Origin of the sequence: Promicromonospora sp. NPDC050880 (assembly GCF_044456525.1) — a bacterium.
Taxonomy (GTDB): Bacteria; Actinomycetota; Actinomycetes; order Actinomycetales; family Cellulomonadaceae; genus Promicromonospora.
The window spans coordinates 119,367-136,884 of the sequence record NZ_JBITFV010000002.1 but is presented as its reverse complement, the minus strand read 5'-3'; the positions used below and the strand labels follow the sequence as shown (position 1 = coordinate 136,884).

The following is a 17,518-nucleotide window of genomic DNA, read 5'->3' as shown; positions in this document are numbered from 1 at the left end:
TGTGATTCTGGGCCCAATGACTGGGTGGAAGCGCACCACCGAGTCGGACCTCCCGTCGACGCCGCCGGGGTGCCGGCATGCCTCTGGCGGCGACGTCGCGCTGCCTTTGGGCGGGGTCCTCCCGGGCTCGGATCTGGAGCCCGCCCCGCGTCCCCTGCCCGCCCCGACGTCCCTGCCCCGCCGGCGCCCCGCACCCCCGCCGCTTGACGCCCCGTCCCCGCCGATGCCACACTGACGCCCATCACCCGGAAACGTTTCCAGCGTTCCGCACCCGCAACCTGGAAACGTTTCCAACCGGCGCCGCACCCGACGCCCGGAACCTCACGCCGAAGTGGAGAGACAGTGTCGTCATCACGCGCCACCCTCATCCAGGTGGCCCAGCGCGCCGGGGTGTCGCTCGCCTCGACGTCGCGGGCGCTGCACGGCACCGGGGCGAGCCAGGCGATGGTGGACCGGGTCCGGGCCGCGGCCGCCGAGCTCGGCTACAGCCCCGACGCCACCGGACGCTCGCTGCGGATGAAGCGCACCTTCCAGGTCGCGTTCGCCGTCGCGGACATCGGCAACCCGGTGTACGTCGAGATGCTCACCGCGATCCACGAGGTGCTCGCGCCGCACGGCTACCGGGTGGTCGTCATGTCCACCGGGCAGACCGTCGCATCCACGGTCGACCTGGTCCGCAGCCTCGGCAGCGGGTTCGTGGACGGCCTGATCGTCAGCCCGCTGCGCACCGACGACGCGCTCGTCGAGGCGATCAAGCAGGCGCCCGTGCCCGTCGTCGTGATCGGTCGCTCGCTCGACGAGCACGGGATCGACTCCGTCTCCACGGACTCCGCGGCCGGCCTCGGCCAGGCCGTCGCGCACCTGGTCGAGATCGGACGCCGGCGCATCGGGTTCGTCAACGGCCCCCTGGACACCACCCCGGGTGCGGCGCGCCAGCGCGGGTTCGACGCCGCGACGACGGCCCCCGGCTTCCAGGGCGACCACGCCGAGACGGAGCGCGCGGCCGACTTCACCGTCTCCGCCGGGCTCGACGCCGCCCGTCGTCTGCTCGCCCGCACCCCGGCCGCCGGGCGGTTCGACGCCGTCGTCGCCGCCAACGACCTGCTCGCGATCGGCGTGATCCGGGCCGCGGGGGAGCTGGGGCTGTCGGTGCCGGGCGACCTCGCCGTCACCGGGATGGACGACACCGAGATCGGCCGGGTCTTCCAGCCCAGCCTGACCAGCGTGTCCCTCGGGTCGGCCGACCGCGGCCGCGCCGCCGCGCAGCTCGTCCTGGACCGGGTGGGCGACGCCGTCGAGCCCGCCCGGCAGATCGCCATCGGCCCTCACCTCGTGGTGCGCGAGTCCACCGCCGACACCACCGCGACCGCCGGCACCACCGCTACCACCGACACCGCCGTCCGCCCCGCCGCTTCGAAGGAGAAGAGCGCCCGATGACCGTCCTCGCCTCACCCCGGCCGCCGTCGCCGCCCCGGTCCGGGCGTCGTCGCGCCGCGACCGGCATGGAACGCGCCCGACGCCGGGAGGCCGCCGCGCTGGTGATGCCGTCCCTGCTGCCGATCCTGGTGCTGTCGGTGGCGCCCCTGCTCATGGGCCTGCTCCTGGCGTTCACCGACGCCGAGCTGGTGCGCCGCCCCGACTACCAGTTCGTGGGCATCGACAACTTCACGCGGCTGGCGGGCAACTCGTTCTTCTGGGAGTCGTTCCGCATCGGCATGGTGTGGGCCGTGGCCGTGACGCTGCTCCAGCTCGTCGCCGCCCTGGGGCTCGCGCAGCTGCTCAACTCCGGCCTGCGGCTGCAGGGGTTGACCCGCGTGCTCGCGCTGATCCCGTGGGCGATGCCGCCGGTCGTCGTGGCGATCATGTGGAAGATGATCTACTCGCCCAACGCCGGGCCGCTCAACGCGTTCCTCGGTTCGCTGGGCCTGCCGGACGACATCAACTGGCTCGCCGACTTCTCGACCGCGCTGCCTGCCGTCATCGTCGTCGGCGTCTGGGTGGGCATGCCGCAGACCACCGTGACGTTGCTGGCGGGGCTGCAGCAGATCCCCGCCGAGCTGCACGAGGCGGCGTCGATGGACGGTGCGGGGGCCTGGCGCCGGTTCACCGCCGTGACCTGGCCGAGCCTGCGGCCCGTCGTCACCTCGATCACGTCGCTGAACTTCATCTGGAACTTCAACTCGTTCTCGCTGGTCTACGTGCTGACCGAGGGCGGCCCGGGCGGCCGCACCATGCTGCCGATGCTGTTCACGTACCTGGAGGCGTTCAAGAACCGCAACATCGGGTACGCGGCGGCGATGGGTGTCGTGCTCGTCGTCGTGGTCGTCGCGCTCCTGGCGCTCTACCTGCGGTCGCAGCTGCGCGACGACCGCGCCGAGAAGAAGGGCTGAGCCGATGCGCGCACTCGTCCGCCCCGCCCAGTACGTGGCGCTGGCCTGCTACATCCTCTTCCTGGGCTTCCCGCTGCTGTGGCTGGTCTCGGCGTCGGTGAAGTCGTCCGCCGAGCTCAACTCCCTCGTGGTGAACCTGCTGCCGCAGGAGTGGCACTGGGAGAACTACGCCGACGCCCTCGCCCGGCAGGGCCTGGTGAGCTCGGCCGCCAACAGCGCCGTCGTCGCGCTGGCGTCCACCGCCCTGGTCATCCTGATCGCCCTGCCGGCGTCCTACGTGCTGGCCCGGCTCAAGGGTGCGATCCGGGCGGCCGGCGTCGGCTGGATCCTGGTGAGCCAGGTCTTCCCGGTGATCCTCGTGGTGCTGCCGCTGTTCCTGATCCTGCGGACCATCGGCCTCACCGACAGCCTGCTCGGCCTGATCCTGGTGCACACCACGTACACGCTGCCGTTCGCGCTGTGGATGCTCCAGGGCTACGTGGCCGCCATCCCCGTGGACCTCGAGGAGGCCGGCGCGATGGACGGCGGCAGCCGCCTCGTGGTGCTGCGCCGCATCGTCTTCCCGCTGCTGGCGCCCGGTGTCGTGGCGACGGCGATGTTCAGCTTCGTGTCCTCCTGGAACGAGTTCTTCTTCGCGCTCGTCCTGCTCCAGTCGCCCGAGAACTACACCCTGCCCATCACGCTGTCGACGTTCATCGGCGGCGAGGGCAAGGTCGCGCTCGGTCCGCTCGCCGCGGGCTCCGTGCTCGCCGCGATCCCCAGCATCGTCTTCTTCTCGATCATGCAGAAGAAGCTCATCGGCGGCCTCATGGCCGGGGCGGTCAAGGGATGACCAGCCTCCGCCGCCGCACGTGCACCACCGACCCGAAAGGCAGACCCATGAAGTCTCGTGGAGTGTTCATCGCTGCATGCCTCACGACCAGCACCCTCCTGCTCGCCGCCTGCGGCAGCGGGGACGCCGCCGACGACGGCCCCGTGACCCTGAAGTTCCAGGCGCTGTCCGACCAGCCGGCCGCGATCGCCGCGACGGAGCAGATCGTCGAGGACTGGAACACCGAGAACCCCGACGTGCAGGTCGAGATCGTCCCGGCGGGCTGGGACGGCGTCTACGACAAGCTGATCACCCAGTTCAACGGCGGCGCCGCGCCGGACATCATCCACTACGAGGCCGCGAGCATCGTGTCCTTCGCCCGCGACGGCTACCTCGCCGACCTCACCGACCTCATGTCGGACGAGCGCCGCGCGGACGTCCCCGAGGGCATCCTCGAGTCGGTCACCGTGGACGACCAGGTGGTCGCCTACCCGACCGAGCTGCAGTCGTACGTGGTGTTCGCCAACCGGGCCCTGCTGGAGGACGCCGGGGTCGAGATCCCGACGGGCGACACCATGACCTGGGACGAGCTGCGTGAGATCGCGCAGGCCACTACGAAGGGCGACGTCTACGGCCTCGGCTGGGGCCTGTCGAGCCCGACGGCGGCGTTCATGTCGCTCGCGCCCGGGTTCGGCGGCACGTACTTCGAGGGCACGGGCGAGGACGCCGCCGTGACCATCGGCGACGGCGAGATGGCCCTGCCGGAGCTGGTCCACGCCATGGCGTACGACGACGAGTCGATCCTGCCCGTCACGCTGACCCAGTCCGGTTCGGAGGCCATCGCCTCCTTCTACGCCGGGCAGACCGCGATGACCGTGCAGGGTTCCTACCAGGCCGCGAACATCGCCAAGGACGCCCCCGAGGGCTTCGACTGGGTGGCGCTGCCGCCGCTGGCCGGCCCCGAGGGCGCGCAGCAGGCCGCCAACCCGCAGACCCTGTCGGTCAACATCGACTCCGAGCACGTCGAGGAGTCCGCGCAGTTCATCGAGTTCTTCACGCAGACCGAGCACCTGGCCGCGCTCAACGAGGCGGACGCCCTGATCCCGGCCACGACGTCGGCCCAGGAGGCCCTCACGGAGAAGCTCGGTGACGAGAACGGCTGGAGCACGATCCTGGCCGGCGGCCAGCACTTCGTCTCCGCCCCGTACCTGTTCGCCGACTCCTACGCGCAGTGGAAGGACACGGTGGCGACGCCGGCCTACCAGCGCTACCTGGCGCAGGAGACCGACGAGGCGGAGCTCGCCGACCAGCTCACGAGCGGCTGGGACGAGATCACGCAGTGACGACGGACCGACACTGACCGACGCAGGAACGACGAGGGAGAGTATCCGTGAGCTGGTTGGAGGACCGGTCGGTGGCCGTCATCACCGGGGCCGCCGTGGGTGACGCCCTCGGTGGTGCCACCGAGGGCTGGACGCCGGAGCAGATCGAGGAGCGGCACGGGGGCCGCGTGCGCGGCATCGTCGGGCCCTGGTACCCGAACTGGCAGGATGCCCGCCCCATCGCCCCGTACCACAAGGGCGACGGGCACATCACGGACGACACCCTCATGACCAGGGCGCTCGTCGAGGTGTACGCCAAGCGGCGCGCGCACCTGGACGCGTACGCCATGGCCGAGGACCTGGTGCCGCTGATGATCGGGGAGCCCCGCTGGATCCCGGAGCTCGAGTCGACGGCGCTGCTGCTCCAGCGGGTGTTCCTCGCCGAGAAGTGGCTGGTGGCCCGGCTGCACTACGGGCACGTGGACCCGCGCGAGGCGGGCGTCGGCAACGTCGTCAACTGCGGGGCCGCGATGTACGCCGCGCCCGTCGGGCTGGCGAACGCGGGCGACCCCCGTGGCGCCTACGCCGAGGCCATCGACCTCACGGGCGCCCACCAGTCCAGCTACGGCCGCGAGGCGGCCGGGGTCTTCGCGGCGATGGTCGCGGCCTCGGTCGCCCCGGGGGCCACGCTGGACGACGTCGTGACCGCCGCCCTGGACGTGGCGCACGACGGGACGGCGGCCGCCCTCCGCGCCGTCGTCGACGCCGTCGACGGCTGGCCCGAGCCGCCCGGGACCGACGACGAGGAACGCCGCCTCGCCCGCCTCGTGCGGGAGGTCGTCGCGCCGTACGACTCGGTGGGGCCGGAGTACCGGCAGATGTCGATGGACGCACGCCGCCCGTCGCGGACCAAGTCGATCGAGGAGCTGCCGGTCGCGCTCGGCCTCCTGCTCGCCCACCGCGGTGACTACCGCGGTGCCGTCCTGGCCGCCGTGAACTACGGCCGCGACGCCGACTCCATCGCCGTCATGGCCGGTGCGGTCGCCGCCGGGCTGGGCGGCAGCGGCGTCGTCCCTGCCGAGTGGCTGGACGAGGTCGAGGCCGCCAGCAAGATGGACGTCCGCGAGACGGGCCGCCTCATGGCCTCGGCGGCGACCGACATCCTGCGGGCGGATCGCGAGCGGGCGCTGTCCCGGCTCACGGCCCTCGACGCGGTCGGGGCGGGTGACCCCGCGTGAGGCTGACCTGGGCCCAGCCGGAGGACCTCCTGGCGCACGAGCTGGTCCAGTCGGCGCACGAGGGCAAGGACGTCGCCGACGTGCGCGACCGCTGGGTCGCGGCGGGCGGCGACCCGGCGCCCGCGGTGAGCGGCGCCGGACCGGTCCCCGCGCCCCCGGCGCTGCGGAACCTCGCCCGGACGCTGCTCGACGAGCTCGACGCCCGGCCCGCCCCCGCGGCCCCGGACGAGCCGGACACCTGGGAGCAGGCCGAGGCGCTGCTGCCGCCCGCGCCCGACCTGCCGCGTCGTCCGGCCGGCGCGGACCCGGAGGCCGCGTACGCGGCCCGGGTCTCCGGCGCCTGGACGGGCCGCGCGGCCGGCTGCCTGCTCGGCAAGCCCGTGGAGAAGATCCCGCGGCAGGGCATCGAGGAGATCCTGCGCGCGACCGGCCGCTGGCCGCTGACGCGCTACTTCACGGCCGTCGGCCTGCCCGACGACGTCGCGGCCCGGTGGCCGTGGAACCGCCGGTCGGCGCCGACGTCGCTGGAGGAGAACATCGCCGGGATGCCCGAGGACGACGACCTCAACTACCCGATCCTCGCGCTCGCGCTCCTGGAGCGGCACGGCCGCGGGTTCACCACGGACGACGTGGCGCAGCTCTGGCTCGACAACCTGCCCGCCGGCCGCACCTTCACGGCCGAGCGTGCCGCCTACCGGAACATCCTCGACGGTCGGCCCGTGCCGGAGACGGCCACGCACCACAACCCGTTCCGCGAGTGGATCGGCGCGCTCATCCGCACCGACCTGCTCGGCTGGGTCACGCCCGGCGACGTGCGCGGCGCGGCCCGCCTGGCCTGGGCCGACGCCCGCCTGAGCCACACCCGCAACGGCGTCTACGGGGCGGCGTGGGCGGCGGCCCTCGCCGCGGCGGCCGTGGTCGCCGACGACGTCGAGCACGTGCTGGACGCCGCGGACGCCGTCGTGCCGCCGGGCAGCCGGCTGGCCGCCGCCGTGCGGCTCGGACGCGTGCTGGGGCGCGAGTGCGACGGCAGCGAGGCGGGCGTGCGCGCCGGGCTCGACCGGCTGCACGCCGAGTACGGGGACCTGCACTGGGTGCACACCCTGAACAACGCGGCCGTGATCGCGTTCGCGCTCACCGCGGGCCGGGGTGCGTTCGGGCCGAGCGTCTCGATCGCCGTCACCGCCGGGTGGGACACCGACTCCGCGGCGGCGACCGTGGGCGGCGTCGTCGGGGCGCTGCATCCCGACGGGATCGGTGAGCAGTGGGCGGCGCCCCTGGACGGCCGCATCGCGACGTCGCTGCCGGGCGGCGAGCAGCGCATCGCGGACCTCGTGGCGCGCACGGTGGCCCTGGCCGGGGGCGCGGCATGACCGGGCGGGTCGTGGTCGTCGGCTCGGCCAACGTGGACCTGGTGGTGGACGTGCCCCGGCACCCCGCCGGCGGCGAGACGATCCTGGGCGGCGACCTGCGCCGCACACCGGGCGGCAAGGGCGCCAACCAGGCCGTGGCGGCGGCGCGGGCCGGGGGCGCGGACACCACGTTCGTGGGCGCCCTGGGCCGGGACGACCCCGCCGAGCTGCTGCTGGCCTCGCTCGGCGGGGCGGGCGTGCGCACCGACACCGTGGACCGCGTCGACGCCCCGACGGGCACCGCCCTGATCACCGTGTCGCCTGACGGCGAGAACGCCATCGTCGTGGCCCCCGGCGCCAACTCGCGGGTGCGGGTCGGCGCGGCGCAGGCCCGCCGGATCGCGGCCGCGGACGTGGTCCTGGCGCAGCTCGAGATCCCGCTCGGCACCGTGGTGGCCGCGGCCCGGGAGCGTCGCGAGGGTGCGCTGTTCGTGCTCAACGCGGCGCCCTCCCGGGAGCTGCCCGAGGCGCTGTGGGAGCAGGTCGACGTGCTCGTGGTCAACGAGCACGAGGCGGCGGACCTGGTGGACGCCGCCGCCGACGGCACGCCCGAGGCCCTCGCCACAGCCCTCCTGGACCGGGTGCCCGCGGTGGTCATGACCCTCGGCTCGCACGGCAGCCTCGTCGCCCGGCGGGGCGGGGAGCAGGTGCGGGTCCCGGCCGCGCGGGTCGAGGCCGTCGACACCACCGGCGCGGGCGACACCTCCTGCGGCGTCCTCGCCGCGGCGCTGGCCCGCACAGGGCTCGCCGGCCTCGCGCAGGCGGCGCGGCTGGCCGGGGCGGCCGGGGCGCTCGCCGTCACCCGGCCCGGGGCGCAGGACGCCGTGCCGGACGCCGCCGACGTGGCAGCGCTGGCCGAGACACTGGGGAAGGCACCATGAGCTACACCTTCGACCCGCTGGTCCCGCGGCTGATCGACCGGCCGACGGACGTCGTCGTCGGGCCGCTGACCGCCGAGCGGAGCGCGGCGCTGGACGAGGCCAAGATCTTCTCGGGTCCTGCGGACCCCGCCGACCGCCCGGCGTGGCGCGAGATGCTGCGGGCCTGGCGGTCCGACGCCCGGGCCCGCCACGGATACACGGGCGCCGCCTACGCACGGCCCGAGGCGGCGTGGGCCGCGCGGTGCAGCACCGTGGCGCAGGTGTGGCTGTGGGACGAGCTGCTCTACTCGTTCGAGGAGCGCCGGTTCACGCCCGAGCGGTTCCTGGCCGACGCCGCCGAGCGGTTCGGCGGCCTGGACGCCGTCGTGCTGTGGCACGCGTACCCGGTGATCGGGCTGGACGACCGCAACCAGTGGGACTTCTACCGCGACGTGCCCGGCCTGGACGCGCTGGTGGCGACGTTCCACGAGGCCGGGATGCACGTGTTCGTGGACTACAACCCGTGGGACGTCGGCACGCGGCGCGGGGCCGACGACCTCACCGAGCTCGCCGCGGTCGTGGCCGAGCTCGGGGCGGACGGCGTCTTCCTGGACACGCTGAAGAAGGCCGAGCCCGAGCTCGTGGCGCGGCTGGAGGCGGCGCGGCCCGGGATCGTGCTGGAGGGCGAGTCCAAGCTGCCCGTCGAGCGGATCGAGGACCACTCCTCGTCGTGGGCGCAGTTCTTCGCCGACTCACCGGTGCCGGGTGTGCTGCGGGCGCACTGGTACGAGCGCCGGCACATGCAGCACCACGTGCGGCGCTGGCACCGGGACCACTCCGAGGAGCTGCAGTCCGCGTGGCTGAACGGCGTGGGCGTGATGGTGTGGGAGGTCGTGTTCGGGGTGTGGGTGGGCTGGTCCCGGCGCGACGCCGCGACGGTGCGTCGCCTGGTGACCGTCCAGCGCGCGACCCGCGACCTGCTGCTCGACGGCGAGTGGACGCCGCTGGCACCGCTCTCCGGGGAGGCGGAGGCCGCGGGCGTGTACGCGTCGCGGTGGTCGCTCGGCGGGGTGACCCTGTGGACGCTGGTGAACCGGGGCGAGACGGACTGGACGGGCCCGGCGCCGGCCGCGGACGCCGCAGAGCGGTCGGGCGGCCGGCTGATCCCGCTCACGGACGTGCCTGACCTGCCGTCCGGCACGGTCGCCGTGCCCGGACGAGGTATCGCCGCCCTGCTGCACGTCGCCGACGGGGTCGAGGATCCGCGCTGGCTGCCCGAGCTGCTCGCCGCCCTGCGCGAGACTCCGCACGACGCCGACGCCCGGTTCCCGCACCGGCTCGCCCGCCGGGTCGGGGCGCCGGACGTCCCCGGCGTGACCCCTGGGCCCGGCACGTCGGGGCCCGAGGAGGACGCCGTCGTGGTCCCCGCGGGCGACTACGTGCTGACCGTGCGCCACCGCGCGCGGGAGACCGGGATGTACCAGGGTGCGCCGTACGTGGACGAGTGGAAGCCGCTCCCGCCCCGCCTGCACGACGCGCGCACGCTGCAGCGCGACGGCACGCTGCCCGCGGCGGTCGCGGTGGCGGCGTCCGAGGTGACGAACGCGCAGTTCGCGGAGTTCCTGGAGGCGACGGGCTACACGCCCGCCGAGCCGCACCGGTTCCTGGCGCACTGGCGGTCCGGCCGGCCCGCCACGGGCACGGAGGACCAGCCGGTCACGTTCGTGGACCTCGACGACGCCCGCGCGTACTGCGCCTGGCGCGGCGGCCGGCTGCCCACGGAGGACGAGTGGCAGCTCGCGGGCGAGGCCGCGCCGGCGTCCTTCGGGGTGGAGCGGCCCGGCGTCGCCGTCTGGAGCTGGACCGAGAGCGAGCACAGCGACGGCCGCACCCGGTTCGTCATGCTCAAGGGCGGCAGCGACTACCGGGCAGCGGACTCGGACTGGTACGTCGAGGGTGGGCGGCACGCGCCGGACTACTCGGTGAAGCTGCTGCTCCCGGGGCTCGGGCTGGCGCGGAGCGCGACGGTGGGGTTCCGGTGCGCGTGGGAGGTGCGGGTATGAGCGTCTCGCGGGACGCCGCCGACGGCGCCCTGGCCGGCCTGCGCGTCGTGGACGCGTCCACGCTGTTCGCCGGTCCGATGGCCGCGATGCACCTGGGTGACCTGGGGGCGTCGGTCGTGAAGGTGGAGCATCCCGAGCGGCCCGACCCGTCCCGTACGCACGGCGCGGCCAAGGACGGCGTCAATCTCTGGTGGAAGACGCTGGGCCGCAACAAGCGCACGATCACGGCGAACCTGGGGTCGGACGGCGGGCGCGAGGTGTTCCTGGCGCTGGCCGAGCGGTCCGACGTCGTGATCGAGAACTTCCGGCCCGGCACGCTCGAGCGCTGGGGGCTGGGCTACGAGGAGCTCTCCGCACGCAACCCCGGGCTCGTGCTGGCGCGGGTCTCCGGGTTCGGCCAGACGGGTCCGTACCGAACCCGTCCGGGGTTCGGCACGCTCGCCGAGGCGATGAGCGGGTTCGCCGCGATGACCGGCGAGCCCGACGGTCCGCCCACCCTGCCGCCCTTCGGCCTGGCCGACGGCGTCGCGTCGCTGGCCACGGCGTTCGCGATCATGACGGCGCTCTCCGCGCGCGAGCGGACCGGGCGCGGGCAGGTCGTGGACACCGCGATCGTGGAGCCGATCCTGGCGATGCTCGGGCCGCAGATCACGCGCTGGGACCAGCTCGGCACGGTGCAGGCGCGGACCGGCAACCGGTCGAGCAACAACGCGCCCCGCAACACCTACCGCACGAGCGACGGGCACTGGGTGGCCGTCTCGACGTCGGCCCAGTCGATCGCGGAGCGCGTGATGCGCCTGGTGGGGCGGCCGGAGCTCGTGGACGAGCCGTGGTTCGCGCGCGGCGTGGACCGGGCACGGCACGCGGACGAGCTCGACGAGGCGGTCGGGGGCTGGATCTCCCGCCGGACACGGGAGGAGGTCGTGGCGGCGTTCGAGGAGGCCCAGGCCGCGGTGGCCCCCGTGTACGACGCGCGCGACATCGTGGCCGACCCGCAGTTCCGGGCGCTCGGGACGATCCACGAGATCGAGGATCCGGAGCTCGGGCCGATGCTCATGCAGGGGCCGCTGTTCCGGCTCTCGGAGAACGACGGCGTCATCGGGTTCACCGGCCGCCCGCACGGCGCGGACACGGACGAGGTGCTGGGGGAGCTGGGGTTCTCGCCGGCGCGGGTGGCGGCGTTGCGCGCGGAGGGGGCGGTATGACCCGGACGGCCGGTGCTCCGCCGCTGACCCTGCTGTACGTGCCCGCCGACCGGCCCGACCGGGTGGCCAAGGCGCTGGCCTCTGCGGCCGACGCGGTGCTGGTCGACCTGGAGGACGCCGTCGCGCCGTCGCGCAAGGGCGAGGCGCGGGAGAACGCCGGGCGGATCCTCGCGCGGCCGGCCGGACCCGGCGCGGACGTCGGCCGGCCGGCCGGGGCGATCCAGGTGCGGATCAACCACCGCAGCACGCCGTGGCACGCCGACGACGTCGCGCTGCTCGGCTCGTTGCCGGCCGGGATCGGCGTGCGGGTGCCCAAGGTGGAGTCGGCCGGTGAGGTGCGTGAGCTCGCGGAGGCGCTGCCGGGCCGGGCGCTGCACCTGCTGGTCGAGTCGGCGCTCGGCGTCGAGCGGGCGTTCGAGCTGGCCGCGGCGTCGCCGCAGGTCGCCTCGATCGGTCTGGGCGAGGCGGACCTGCGCTCCGACCTGCGGGTCTCCGACGACGCGGGCCTGACCTGGGCGCGCAGCCGCGTGGTAGTCGCGGCGCGGGCGGCGGGGCTGGCACCGCCGGTGATGTCGGCGTACACGAACGTGCGCGACCTGGACGGGCTGGCGGCGTCGTGCCTGGTGGGGCGGCGGCTGGGTTTCTCCGGACGGACGGCGATCCACCCCGGGCAGCTCGGCACGATCCGGGCGGCGTTCCTCCCGTCGGCCGCCGAGGTGGCGGCCGCGCGGGAGGTGCTCGACCGGGTGCGTGGTGCCGCGGCCGAGGGGGTCGGGGCCGTGGCGCTGGAGGACGGGACGTTCCTCGACGTGGCGATGGTGGAGCGGGCGCGGTGGGTGGTGGGGCTGGGGGAGGGCTGACGCTTGGCAGAACCCCCGCGAAGCGATAGATTTCTATCGTTCTTCGATAGGAGGGTCATGAATCCGCTCGTGACACGGCTTCTGCGGCTCGTGATCGTCGTACTTCTGCTGGGAACCCTGCTGGTTCAGCTGGTGGTGCTCCCGGAGCTCTCGGCCGGTGTCGCATCGGCCTATCCCGAGACTGCGCGCCTCCGCGCGCCCGCTCTCGTCTGGTCGGTGGCCGTGCTGGTGCCCGCCCAGGTGGTGCTCGTTGCCATCTGGCGGCTTCTCGGCCTGGTCGGTCGCGACGCCGTGTTCTCGCTCGGCGCGTTCCGGTGGGTCGACCTGATGATCTGGGCCGCCGCCGGATCCTGCGTGCTCGCGCTCGGCCTCCTGGGATGGTTGACGGTGCAGACCTTGGGCTACGGGATGCAGCCCGGGATCGGGCTCACGCTCACCGGGTGCGCCGTGCTGGCGGGCGGGGTCGCGCTCCTCGTTGCCGTCCTGCGTGGCCTGCTCGTCAAGGCTGTCGGGTGGAAGGGTGAGGCGACGGCGCTCCGGGCCGAGCTCGACGAGGTGATCTGATGCCGATCGTCGTGGACATCGACGTCATGCTCGCCCGCCGCAAGATGTCGGTGGGGGAGCTGGCCGATCGGGTCGGGATCACCCCCGCGAACCTCGCGGTCCTGAAGAACGGGCGCGCGAAGGCGGTCCGGTTCAGCACCCTCGAGGCGCTCTGTGTGGCGCTCGAGTGCCAGCCGGGGGATCTTGTGCGCTATGTGCCGGGCGGCGACGCTGCGTCGTCGGAGGGCTGACGGGTCGTGGAATCTGCTGGTGGCGGAAGTGGATGGCTCGTCGAGCATATCGAACAGGTGTGCCATAGAATGATGGCATGACGCGATCGGGTGGGGTGCTGGGACTGGCGGGCGGGCAGCCTGTCGGGTCGGTGCTGCCTGGTGGTGGGCTGCCTGGTGATGCCGGGGTGTCTGGTGGTGGGCTGCCTGGTGATGCCGGGGTGTCTGGTGCGCCCCTGCTCGGTGAGATTGGTGCAGGCATCGGGGCCGCGGGTGTGCGGGCTGTGCGGGAGGCGCTGGCGGGGTTGATTCTGCCGGGTGCTGCTGACACGTCTGGGTCGGGCTTGGTCTCGCGGGAGGTGCAGGCGGGGTGGGTGGATGTGTTGGGTGAGTTGGAGGCGGTGAAGGCTGCGGTGACCGCGACGCAGGCCCGCCTGGTGGTCGCCCTGGACGAGGCGACGCGGGCTGAGGAGGCCGCGCAGGGTGTCCGGGTGGAGCGGCGTGGTCGTGGTGTGCCGAACCAGGTCGGTGCCGCGCTACGGGTGTCCCCGCACGCCGGTTCCGGGTTCCTCAACACGTCCCGGGTGTGGGTGACGCAGATGCCCCACACGTTCGCGGCGTTGCAGACGGGGATCCTCTCGCAGTGGCGGGCCACGTTGTTGGTGCGGGAGACGTCGCACCTGTCGGTGGAGCACCGTGCCCTGATCGACGAGCAGGTCTGCGGCCCCGCGCGTCTGGATGCTTTGGTAGGGATGGGGACGCGGCGGTTGGTGGCCCGGGTCAAGGAGCTCGCCGCGAGCCTGGATGTGCACGCGTGCGTGAATCGCAACGCGAGGGCGGTGTCGCAGCGGCGGGTCTCGATCCGCCCGGCCCCGGACCTGATGGTCTACCTGACCGCTCTGGTGCCGATGGGGCAGGGTGTGCAGGCCTACGCCCACCTCAAGCACCACGCCGAGGCCATGAAGGCGGGTGGGGACGAGCGTGGGACCGGTCAGATCATGGCGGACACGCTGATCGAGCGGGTCACCGGGCGTGACCAGGGTCGGGCCGCGGATGTGCCGGTGGCGATCAACCTCCTGGTCTCCGACGACACGCTCCTGGCTGGTGGCACCCAGCCTGGTGTTGTGACCGAGGGTGTTGCGGTGGGTGGGGGTGTGGTCCCTGCGCCGGTGGCCCGCAACCTGGTCGCGCACGCGATCGACACGAACGCGGCGTGGTTGCGGAGCATCTACGTCGACCCGTCCGGTCGTCTGCTGGCTGCGACGTCCACCTCCCGGTTCCATCCCCAAGGCCTGGCGGGCTTGCTACGCGCTCGGGGGCAGGGTGTGTGCGCCACAGTGTGGTGTGATGCGCCGATCCGGCACCTGGACCACATCACCCCGCACGCCCAGGGTGGCCCTACCAGCCTGGACAACGGTCAAGGCCTGTGCGCCCGGTGCAACTATGCCAAGCAGGCACCGGGCTGGGTGCAGAAACCCACCCAGCACGACGGGCGGCACGCCGTGGAGACCACCACCCCGACCGGACACACCCACCTCTCGGTGGCACCCATGCCACCGACACCCCTGCGCACCGACCGGGAGGGCTCGACCAGTACTGGGGCAGTCACGGGCGCGCCGGCCCCGGATGGTGTGCGGGATCGCGGTGGTCAGGGGCCGGTCCACGATCCGTCACCGACCGTCCTGACCGGCACGGCCGGCACAGCCGTCCCGGCGGTCCCGGCGGTCCCGACCGCAGGTACCACCCCGGCCAACGCCCCCTCCACGGCGGGTGGCGGTGGCGCGCGCCCGGGTTGGACCTCCGCGGTCGGCATGACCGGCCCAGCACCCGGCCGCATCCCCCGCAGCCGCTACTCGATCGGCTGCCACACCACCCACCACCAGGGCGCGATCGCCTACCGACCAAGCAAGCAACCCACCACCGGCAGCCGAACCAGCGCCGGCCGAACGAGAAGAGGATCGAAGCGCCCCAAGGGGCGAACAGCCCCTCGGACCGATCTCTCCTGGGCACACGACCGGACCCTGTTCACCGCACAATCAGCTTGAGCCGTGCTGCCACGCTGATGGCATGGCTCATCACGAGACCCTGCCGGGCTGCCTGCTGATCACCGGCACCCCCGGCGCGGGCAAGACGACCGTGTCCCGGCTCGTGGCCGAGCGGCTGCCTCGTGCCGCGCAGGTGGACGGCGACGTGTTCGGCCTGATGCTCATGAGTGGCCGGGCGAACATGCTCGACGAGCGCGGCCGCTGGAATCCCGGGCCGGAGGGGCAGCGGCAGCTCCGCCTCCGGATGGTGAACCTGTGCTCTGTGGCGGACAACTTCGCCGCGGCAGGCTTCACTCCGGTCGCCGACTCCGTGGTCGAGACCCGGGAGGAGCTCGACTTCATCGCCGGACGCCTGCACGCCCGGCCGCTGATGCTGGTCGTGCTGTGCCCGCCGCTGGAGGTGGCCCGTCACCGGAACGCGACCCGCGCCGTCGAGACCCGCGTGGACTACGACGTCGCGCCCTTGGCGCGCAACCAGCGTCGCGAGCTGGGCGGCCTGGGCTGGTGGCTGGACTCGGGTGACCAGACGCCCGAGGAGACCGCCGACCTGATCGTGGCGGAGGCGGCGCGGCGGGCGGTCGTGCACCGCGCGCTACCCTCACCCGGGTGAGCCAGTCCTCGTACCGGCGCCCCTCAGCGGTCCGCTACGCCCGCCACGGCGACGTCTCCATCGCCTACGAGACGTTCGGTGACCTGACCTCGGCCGAACCTCTCCTCCTGATCATGGGGCTGGACTTCCAGATGGTCTGGTGGGCGGACGAGTTCTGCGCACAGCTGGTCGAGGCGGGGTTCGCCGTCGTCCGGTTCGACAACCGCGACACCGGACTCTCCACGCACTTCGACTCGCGGACCCGGCAGCACCCGGTGCGGGTGCTGCTGGGCGGCACCACTCCCGCGTACACGGGCGCCGACATGCTGGACGACATCGAGGCGGTGCTCGACGCCGTCGGCTGGCCCTCGGCGCACGTCCTGGGTGCCTCCATGGGTGCCGGTCTTGCGCAAGCCCTGGCGCTGTCACGCCCGTCGCGGGTCCGGTCCCTGGTCAGCGCCATGGGGCCGCCCGTGACGGCCGGTCCGCTCCGGACGCTCACCTACCTGCGCCCGGGTGCTCTCACACGGCTGGCCCTGACAGGGCGAACACTGGCCCGCAACGGGCCGGTCGAGCTCTTGGTCGAGGTCTACCGGGCGCTCTCCTCGCCCGGCTACCCGTTCCCGGAGCGGTGGGCGCGTGAGGCGGCGACGATCAGCCACGAACGCAGCCCCCGCGACCCCCGCTCCGCACAACGACAGACCGCCACCGCGCGGACGTTCCGGTTGCCGCCGCTGTCCGAGGTCCGTGTCCCGGCACTGGTGATCGTGGGTGGGAGCGACCCCCTCATCCGGGTATCTGCCGGGCGCTACGTCGCCCGGCAGATACCCGGCGCGGTGCTGCGCCTCTATCCCGGCGTGGGGCACACCCTGCCGGCGGAGCTGTGGCCTGACATCATCCACGAGCTCAGGGACCTGGTCGCCCGAGCCTGAGGCGTCACGGCACCAGCACCACCCTCCCGAACACCACCCCGTCGTCCATGAGCTGGTGCGCCGTCGAGGCCTGGTCCAGCGGCAGCACGTCGTGCACCACCGCGTGCAGGTCACCGCGGGCCGCCGCGGCGAGCTGCTCCGCCCGGACGGCGTTCCGGGCCGGCACCGGCACGGTGTCCAGGCTGAACGTCGCGAACGAGAGCGAGCGCCGGAACGAGCCGATCAGCCGCTCCCCGAAGTCGGCAGGCGGCATGCCGGCGATCGCACCGACCACGACCATCCGTCCGTTCGGTGCGAGCCGGTCGATGAACTCCGGGATGTCCGGGCCGCCGACGATGTCCACGATCACGTCGTAGGTGGCGGGGGAGCCCGGGCCTGCGCCGGACCGGTCGAGCACATGGGTGGCGCCGAACCCCCGCAGCCGCTCACCCCGCTCGGCCGACGACGTCGTCACCGCCACCGCGCTCGCCCCGCCCTGGGCGGCGAGCTCCACGGCCGCGACGCCGATGCTCCCGGCCGCACCCCGCACGAGCACCGACTCCCCGGGCGCGAGGTGTGCGTGCGCCAGCGCGAAGTGCGCCACCGGCCCCGAGCTCCCCAGCGTCACCGCGTCGACGGGCGAGAGGCCCGCGGGCAGCGGGGTCACGTCGTCGACCGCCGCCACCGCCTGCTCGGCGTAGCCGCCGCCCAGGCCGGTGAAGGCCCAGACGCGGCGGCCCACCCAGGAGTCGTCGACCCCGGCGCCGACGGCCGTGACCGTGCCCGCCACCTCGCTGCCGGGGATCAGGCCGGGCTCGAAGCCCATGCCGCCGATCGTTCCCCGCCGGATGACGGCGTCGACACCGCCCACGCCGATCGCCTCGATCGTCACGGCCATCTGACCGGGTCCGGGGACGGGCTCCGGGGCCTCGCCGACCGTCATGCCGCTCGCGTCGCCGAACCGTTCGATCCGTACTGCTCGCATCGTTCTCTCCTTGCTCGTTGCGCTACCGTGGCGACGCTAACGGACGCCTGCGTC

General features: G+C 73.7%; 16 protein-coding genes. 15 read left to right on the top strand and 1 reads right to left on the bottom strand.

Annotated features, from left to right (window positions below):
- Positions 1-342 precede the first annotated feature (342 nt).
- From ACIBBF_RS04495 to ACIBBF_RS04425, 15 genes are all read left to right on the top strand, one after another.
- Positions 343-1,437, top strand: a complete 1,095-nt coding sequence (locus ACIBBF_RS04495; protein WP_397410929.1) for a LacI family DNA-binding transcriptional regulator — start codon at positions 343-345, stop codon at positions 1,435-1,437.
- The gene (locus ACIBBF_RS04490; RefSeq protein ID WP_397410928.1) at positions 1,434-2,390 is read left to right on the top strand and encodes a carbohydrate ABC transporter permease; all 957 of its coding nucleotides are present in this window, start codon (positions 1,434-1,436) and stop codon (positions 2,388-2,390) included. Before ACIBBF_RS04495 ends, ACIBBF_RS04490 begins: the two co-directional genes overlap by 4 nt.
- A gap of 4 nt (positions 2,391-2,394) precedes the next feature.
- Positions 2,395-3,222 carry a carbohydrate ABC transporter permease gene (locus ACIBBF_RS04485; RefSeq protein ID WP_397410926.1) on the top strand — a complete coding sequence of 276 codons (828 nt, stop codon included), beginning with the start codon at positions 2,395-2,397 and terminating at the stop codon, positions 3,220-3,222.
- 47 nt (positions 3,223-3,269) lie between these two features.
- Positions 3,270-4,544, top strand: a complete 1,275-nt coding sequence (locus ACIBBF_RS04480) for an ABC transporter substrate-binding protein (protein ID WP_397410925.1) — start codon at positions 3,270-3,272, stop codon at positions 4,542-4,544.
- A 47-nt stretch (positions 4,545-4,591) separates the two neighbouring features.
- Positions 4,592-5,761 carry an ADP-ribosylglycohydrolase family protein gene (locus ACIBBF_RS04475; RefSeq protein WP_397410924.1) on the top strand — a complete coding sequence of 390 codons (1,170 nt, stop codon included), beginning with the start codon at positions 4,592-4,594 and terminating at the stop codon, positions 5,759-5,761.
- Positions 5,758-7,134 (top strand): ADP-ribosylglycohydrolase family protein, encoded by a 1,377-nt coding sequence (locus ACIBBF_RS04470; protein WP_397410923.1) that lies wholly within the window; start codon positions 5,758-5,760, stop codon positions 7,132-7,134. The genes ACIBBF_RS04475 and ACIBBF_RS04470 overlap by 4 nt, the downstream gene beginning before the upstream one ends.
- Complete coding sequence (locus tag ACIBBF_RS04465) at positions 7,131-8,054, top strand: ribokinase (RefSeq protein ID WP_397410922.1); 924 nt, start codon at positions 7,131-7,133, stop codon at positions 8,052-8,054. Before ACIBBF_RS04470 ends, ACIBBF_RS04465 begins: the two co-directional genes overlap by 4 nt.
- On the top strand, positions 8,051-10,096 hold the full coding sequence (locus ACIBBF_RS04460) for an SUMF1/EgtB/PvdO family nonheme iron enzyme (protein ID WP_397410920.1): 2,046 nt from the start codon (positions 8,051-8,053) through the stop codon (positions 10,094-10,096). Before ACIBBF_RS04465 ends, ACIBBF_RS04460 begins: the two co-directional genes overlap by 4 nt.
- Positions 10,093-11,301 (top strand): CaiB/BaiF CoA transferase family protein, encoded by a 1,209-nt coding sequence (locus ACIBBF_RS04455; protein ID WP_397410918.1) that lies wholly within the window; start codon positions 10,093-10,095, stop codon positions 11,299-11,301. Before ACIBBF_RS04460 ends, ACIBBF_RS04455 begins: the two co-directional genes overlap by 4 nt.
- Positions 11,298-12,161 carry an HpcH/HpaI aldolase/citrate lyase family protein gene (locus ACIBBF_RS04450; protein ID WP_397410916.1) on the top strand — a complete coding sequence of 288 codons (864 nt, stop codon included), beginning with the start codon at positions 11,298-11,300 and terminating at the stop codon, positions 12,159-12,161. Before ACIBBF_RS04455 ends, ACIBBF_RS04450 begins: the two co-directional genes overlap by 4 nt.
- Positions 12,162-12,230: 69 nt before the next feature.
- Positions 12,231-12,725: a DUF2975 domain-containing protein gene (locus ACIBBF_RS04445; protein ID WP_397410914.1), complete on the top strand. Its 495-nt coding sequence runs from the start codon at positions 12,231-12,233 to the stop codon at positions 12,723-12,725.
- Positions 12,725-12,955 carry a helix-turn-helix domain-containing protein gene (locus tag ACIBBF_RS04440; protein ID WP_397410912.1) on the top strand — a complete coding sequence of 77 codons (231 nt, stop codon included), beginning with the start codon at positions 12,725-12,727 and terminating at the stop codon, positions 12,953-12,955. Before ACIBBF_RS04445 ends, ACIBBF_RS04440 begins: the two co-directional genes overlap by 1 nt.
- Before the next feature lie 77 nt (positions 12,956-13,032).
- Positions 13,033-14,979 carry a DUF222 domain-containing protein gene (locus ACIBBF_RS04435; protein WP_397410910.1) on the top strand — a complete coding sequence of 649 codons (1,947 nt, stop codon included), beginning with the start codon at positions 13,033-13,035 and terminating at the stop codon, positions 14,977-14,979.
- 22 nt (positions 14,980-15,001) lie between these two features.
- On the top strand, positions 15,002-15,589 hold the full coding sequence (locus ACIBBF_RS04430; RefSeq protein WP_397410908.1) for an AAA family ATPase: 588 nt from the start codon (positions 15,002-15,004) through the stop codon (positions 15,587-15,589).
- Positions 15,586-16,500 carry an alpha/beta fold hydrolase gene (locus ACIBBF_RS04425; protein WP_397410906.1) on the top strand — a complete coding sequence of 305 codons (915 nt, stop codon included), beginning with the start codon at positions 15,586-15,588 and terminating at the stop codon, positions 16,498-16,500. Before ACIBBF_RS04430 ends, ACIBBF_RS04425 begins: the two co-directional genes overlap by 4 nt.
- Positions 16,501-16,504: 4 nt before the next feature.
- Here ACIBBF_RS04425 and ACIBBF_RS04420 read toward each other — a convergent pair whose 3' ends face one another.
- Positions 16,505-17,464, bottom strand: a complete 960-nt coding sequence (locus ACIBBF_RS04420) for a zinc-binding dehydrogenase (RefSeq protein ID WP_397410904.1) — start codon at positions 17,462-17,464, stop codon at positions 16,505-16,507.
- Positions 17,465-17,518 lie beyond the last annotated feature (54 nt).

Bases quoted from the DNA above. Each gene is read 5' to 3' on its own strand.
- ACIBBF_RS04490 (WP_397410928.1), top strand. From the start codon at position 1,434: ATGACCGTCCTCGCCTCACCCCGGCCGCCGTCGCCGCCCCGGTCCGGG.
- ACIBBF_RS04485 (WP_397410926.1), top strand. From the start codon at position 2,395: ATGCGCGCACTCGTCCGCCCCGCCCAGTACGTGGCGCTGGCCTGCTAC.
- ACIBBF_RS04435 (WP_397410910.1), top strand. From the start codon at position 13,033: ATGACGCGATCGGGTGGGGTGCTGGGACTGGCGGGCGGGCAGCCTGTC.
- ACIBBF_RS04465 (WP_397410922.1), top strand. From the start codon at position 7,131: ATGACCGGGCGGGTCGTGGTCGTCGGCTCGGCCAACGTGGACCTGGTG.
- ACIBBF_RS04440 (WP_397410912.1), top strand. From the start codon at position 12,725: ATGCCGATCGTCGTGGACATCGACGTCATGCTCGCCCGCCGCAAGATG.
- ACIBBF_RS04455 (WP_397410918.1), top strand. From the start codon at position 10,093: ATGAGCGTCTCGCGGGACGCCGCCGACGGCGCCCTGGCCGGCCTGCGC.
- ACIBBF_RS04430 (WP_397410908.1), top strand. From the start codon at position 15,002: ATGGCTCATCACGAGACCCTGCCGGGCTGCCTGCTGATCACCGGCACC.
- ACIBBF_RS04460 (WP_397410920.1), top strand. From the start codon at position 8,051: ATGAGCTACACCTTCGACCCGCTGGTCCCGCGGCTGATCGACCGGCCG.
- ACIBBF_RS04420 (WP_397410904.1), bottom strand. From the start codon at position 17,464: ATGCGAGCAGTACGGATCGAACGGTTCGGCGACGCGAGCGGCATGACG.
- ACIBBF_RS04450 (WP_397410916.1), top strand. From the start codon at position 11,298: ATGACCCGGACGGCCGGTGCTCCGCCGCTGACCCTGCTGTACGTGCCC.
- ACIBBF_RS04480 (WP_397410925.1), top strand. From the start codon at position 3,270: ATGAAGTCTCGTGGAGTGTTCATCGCTGCATGCCTCACGACCAGCACC.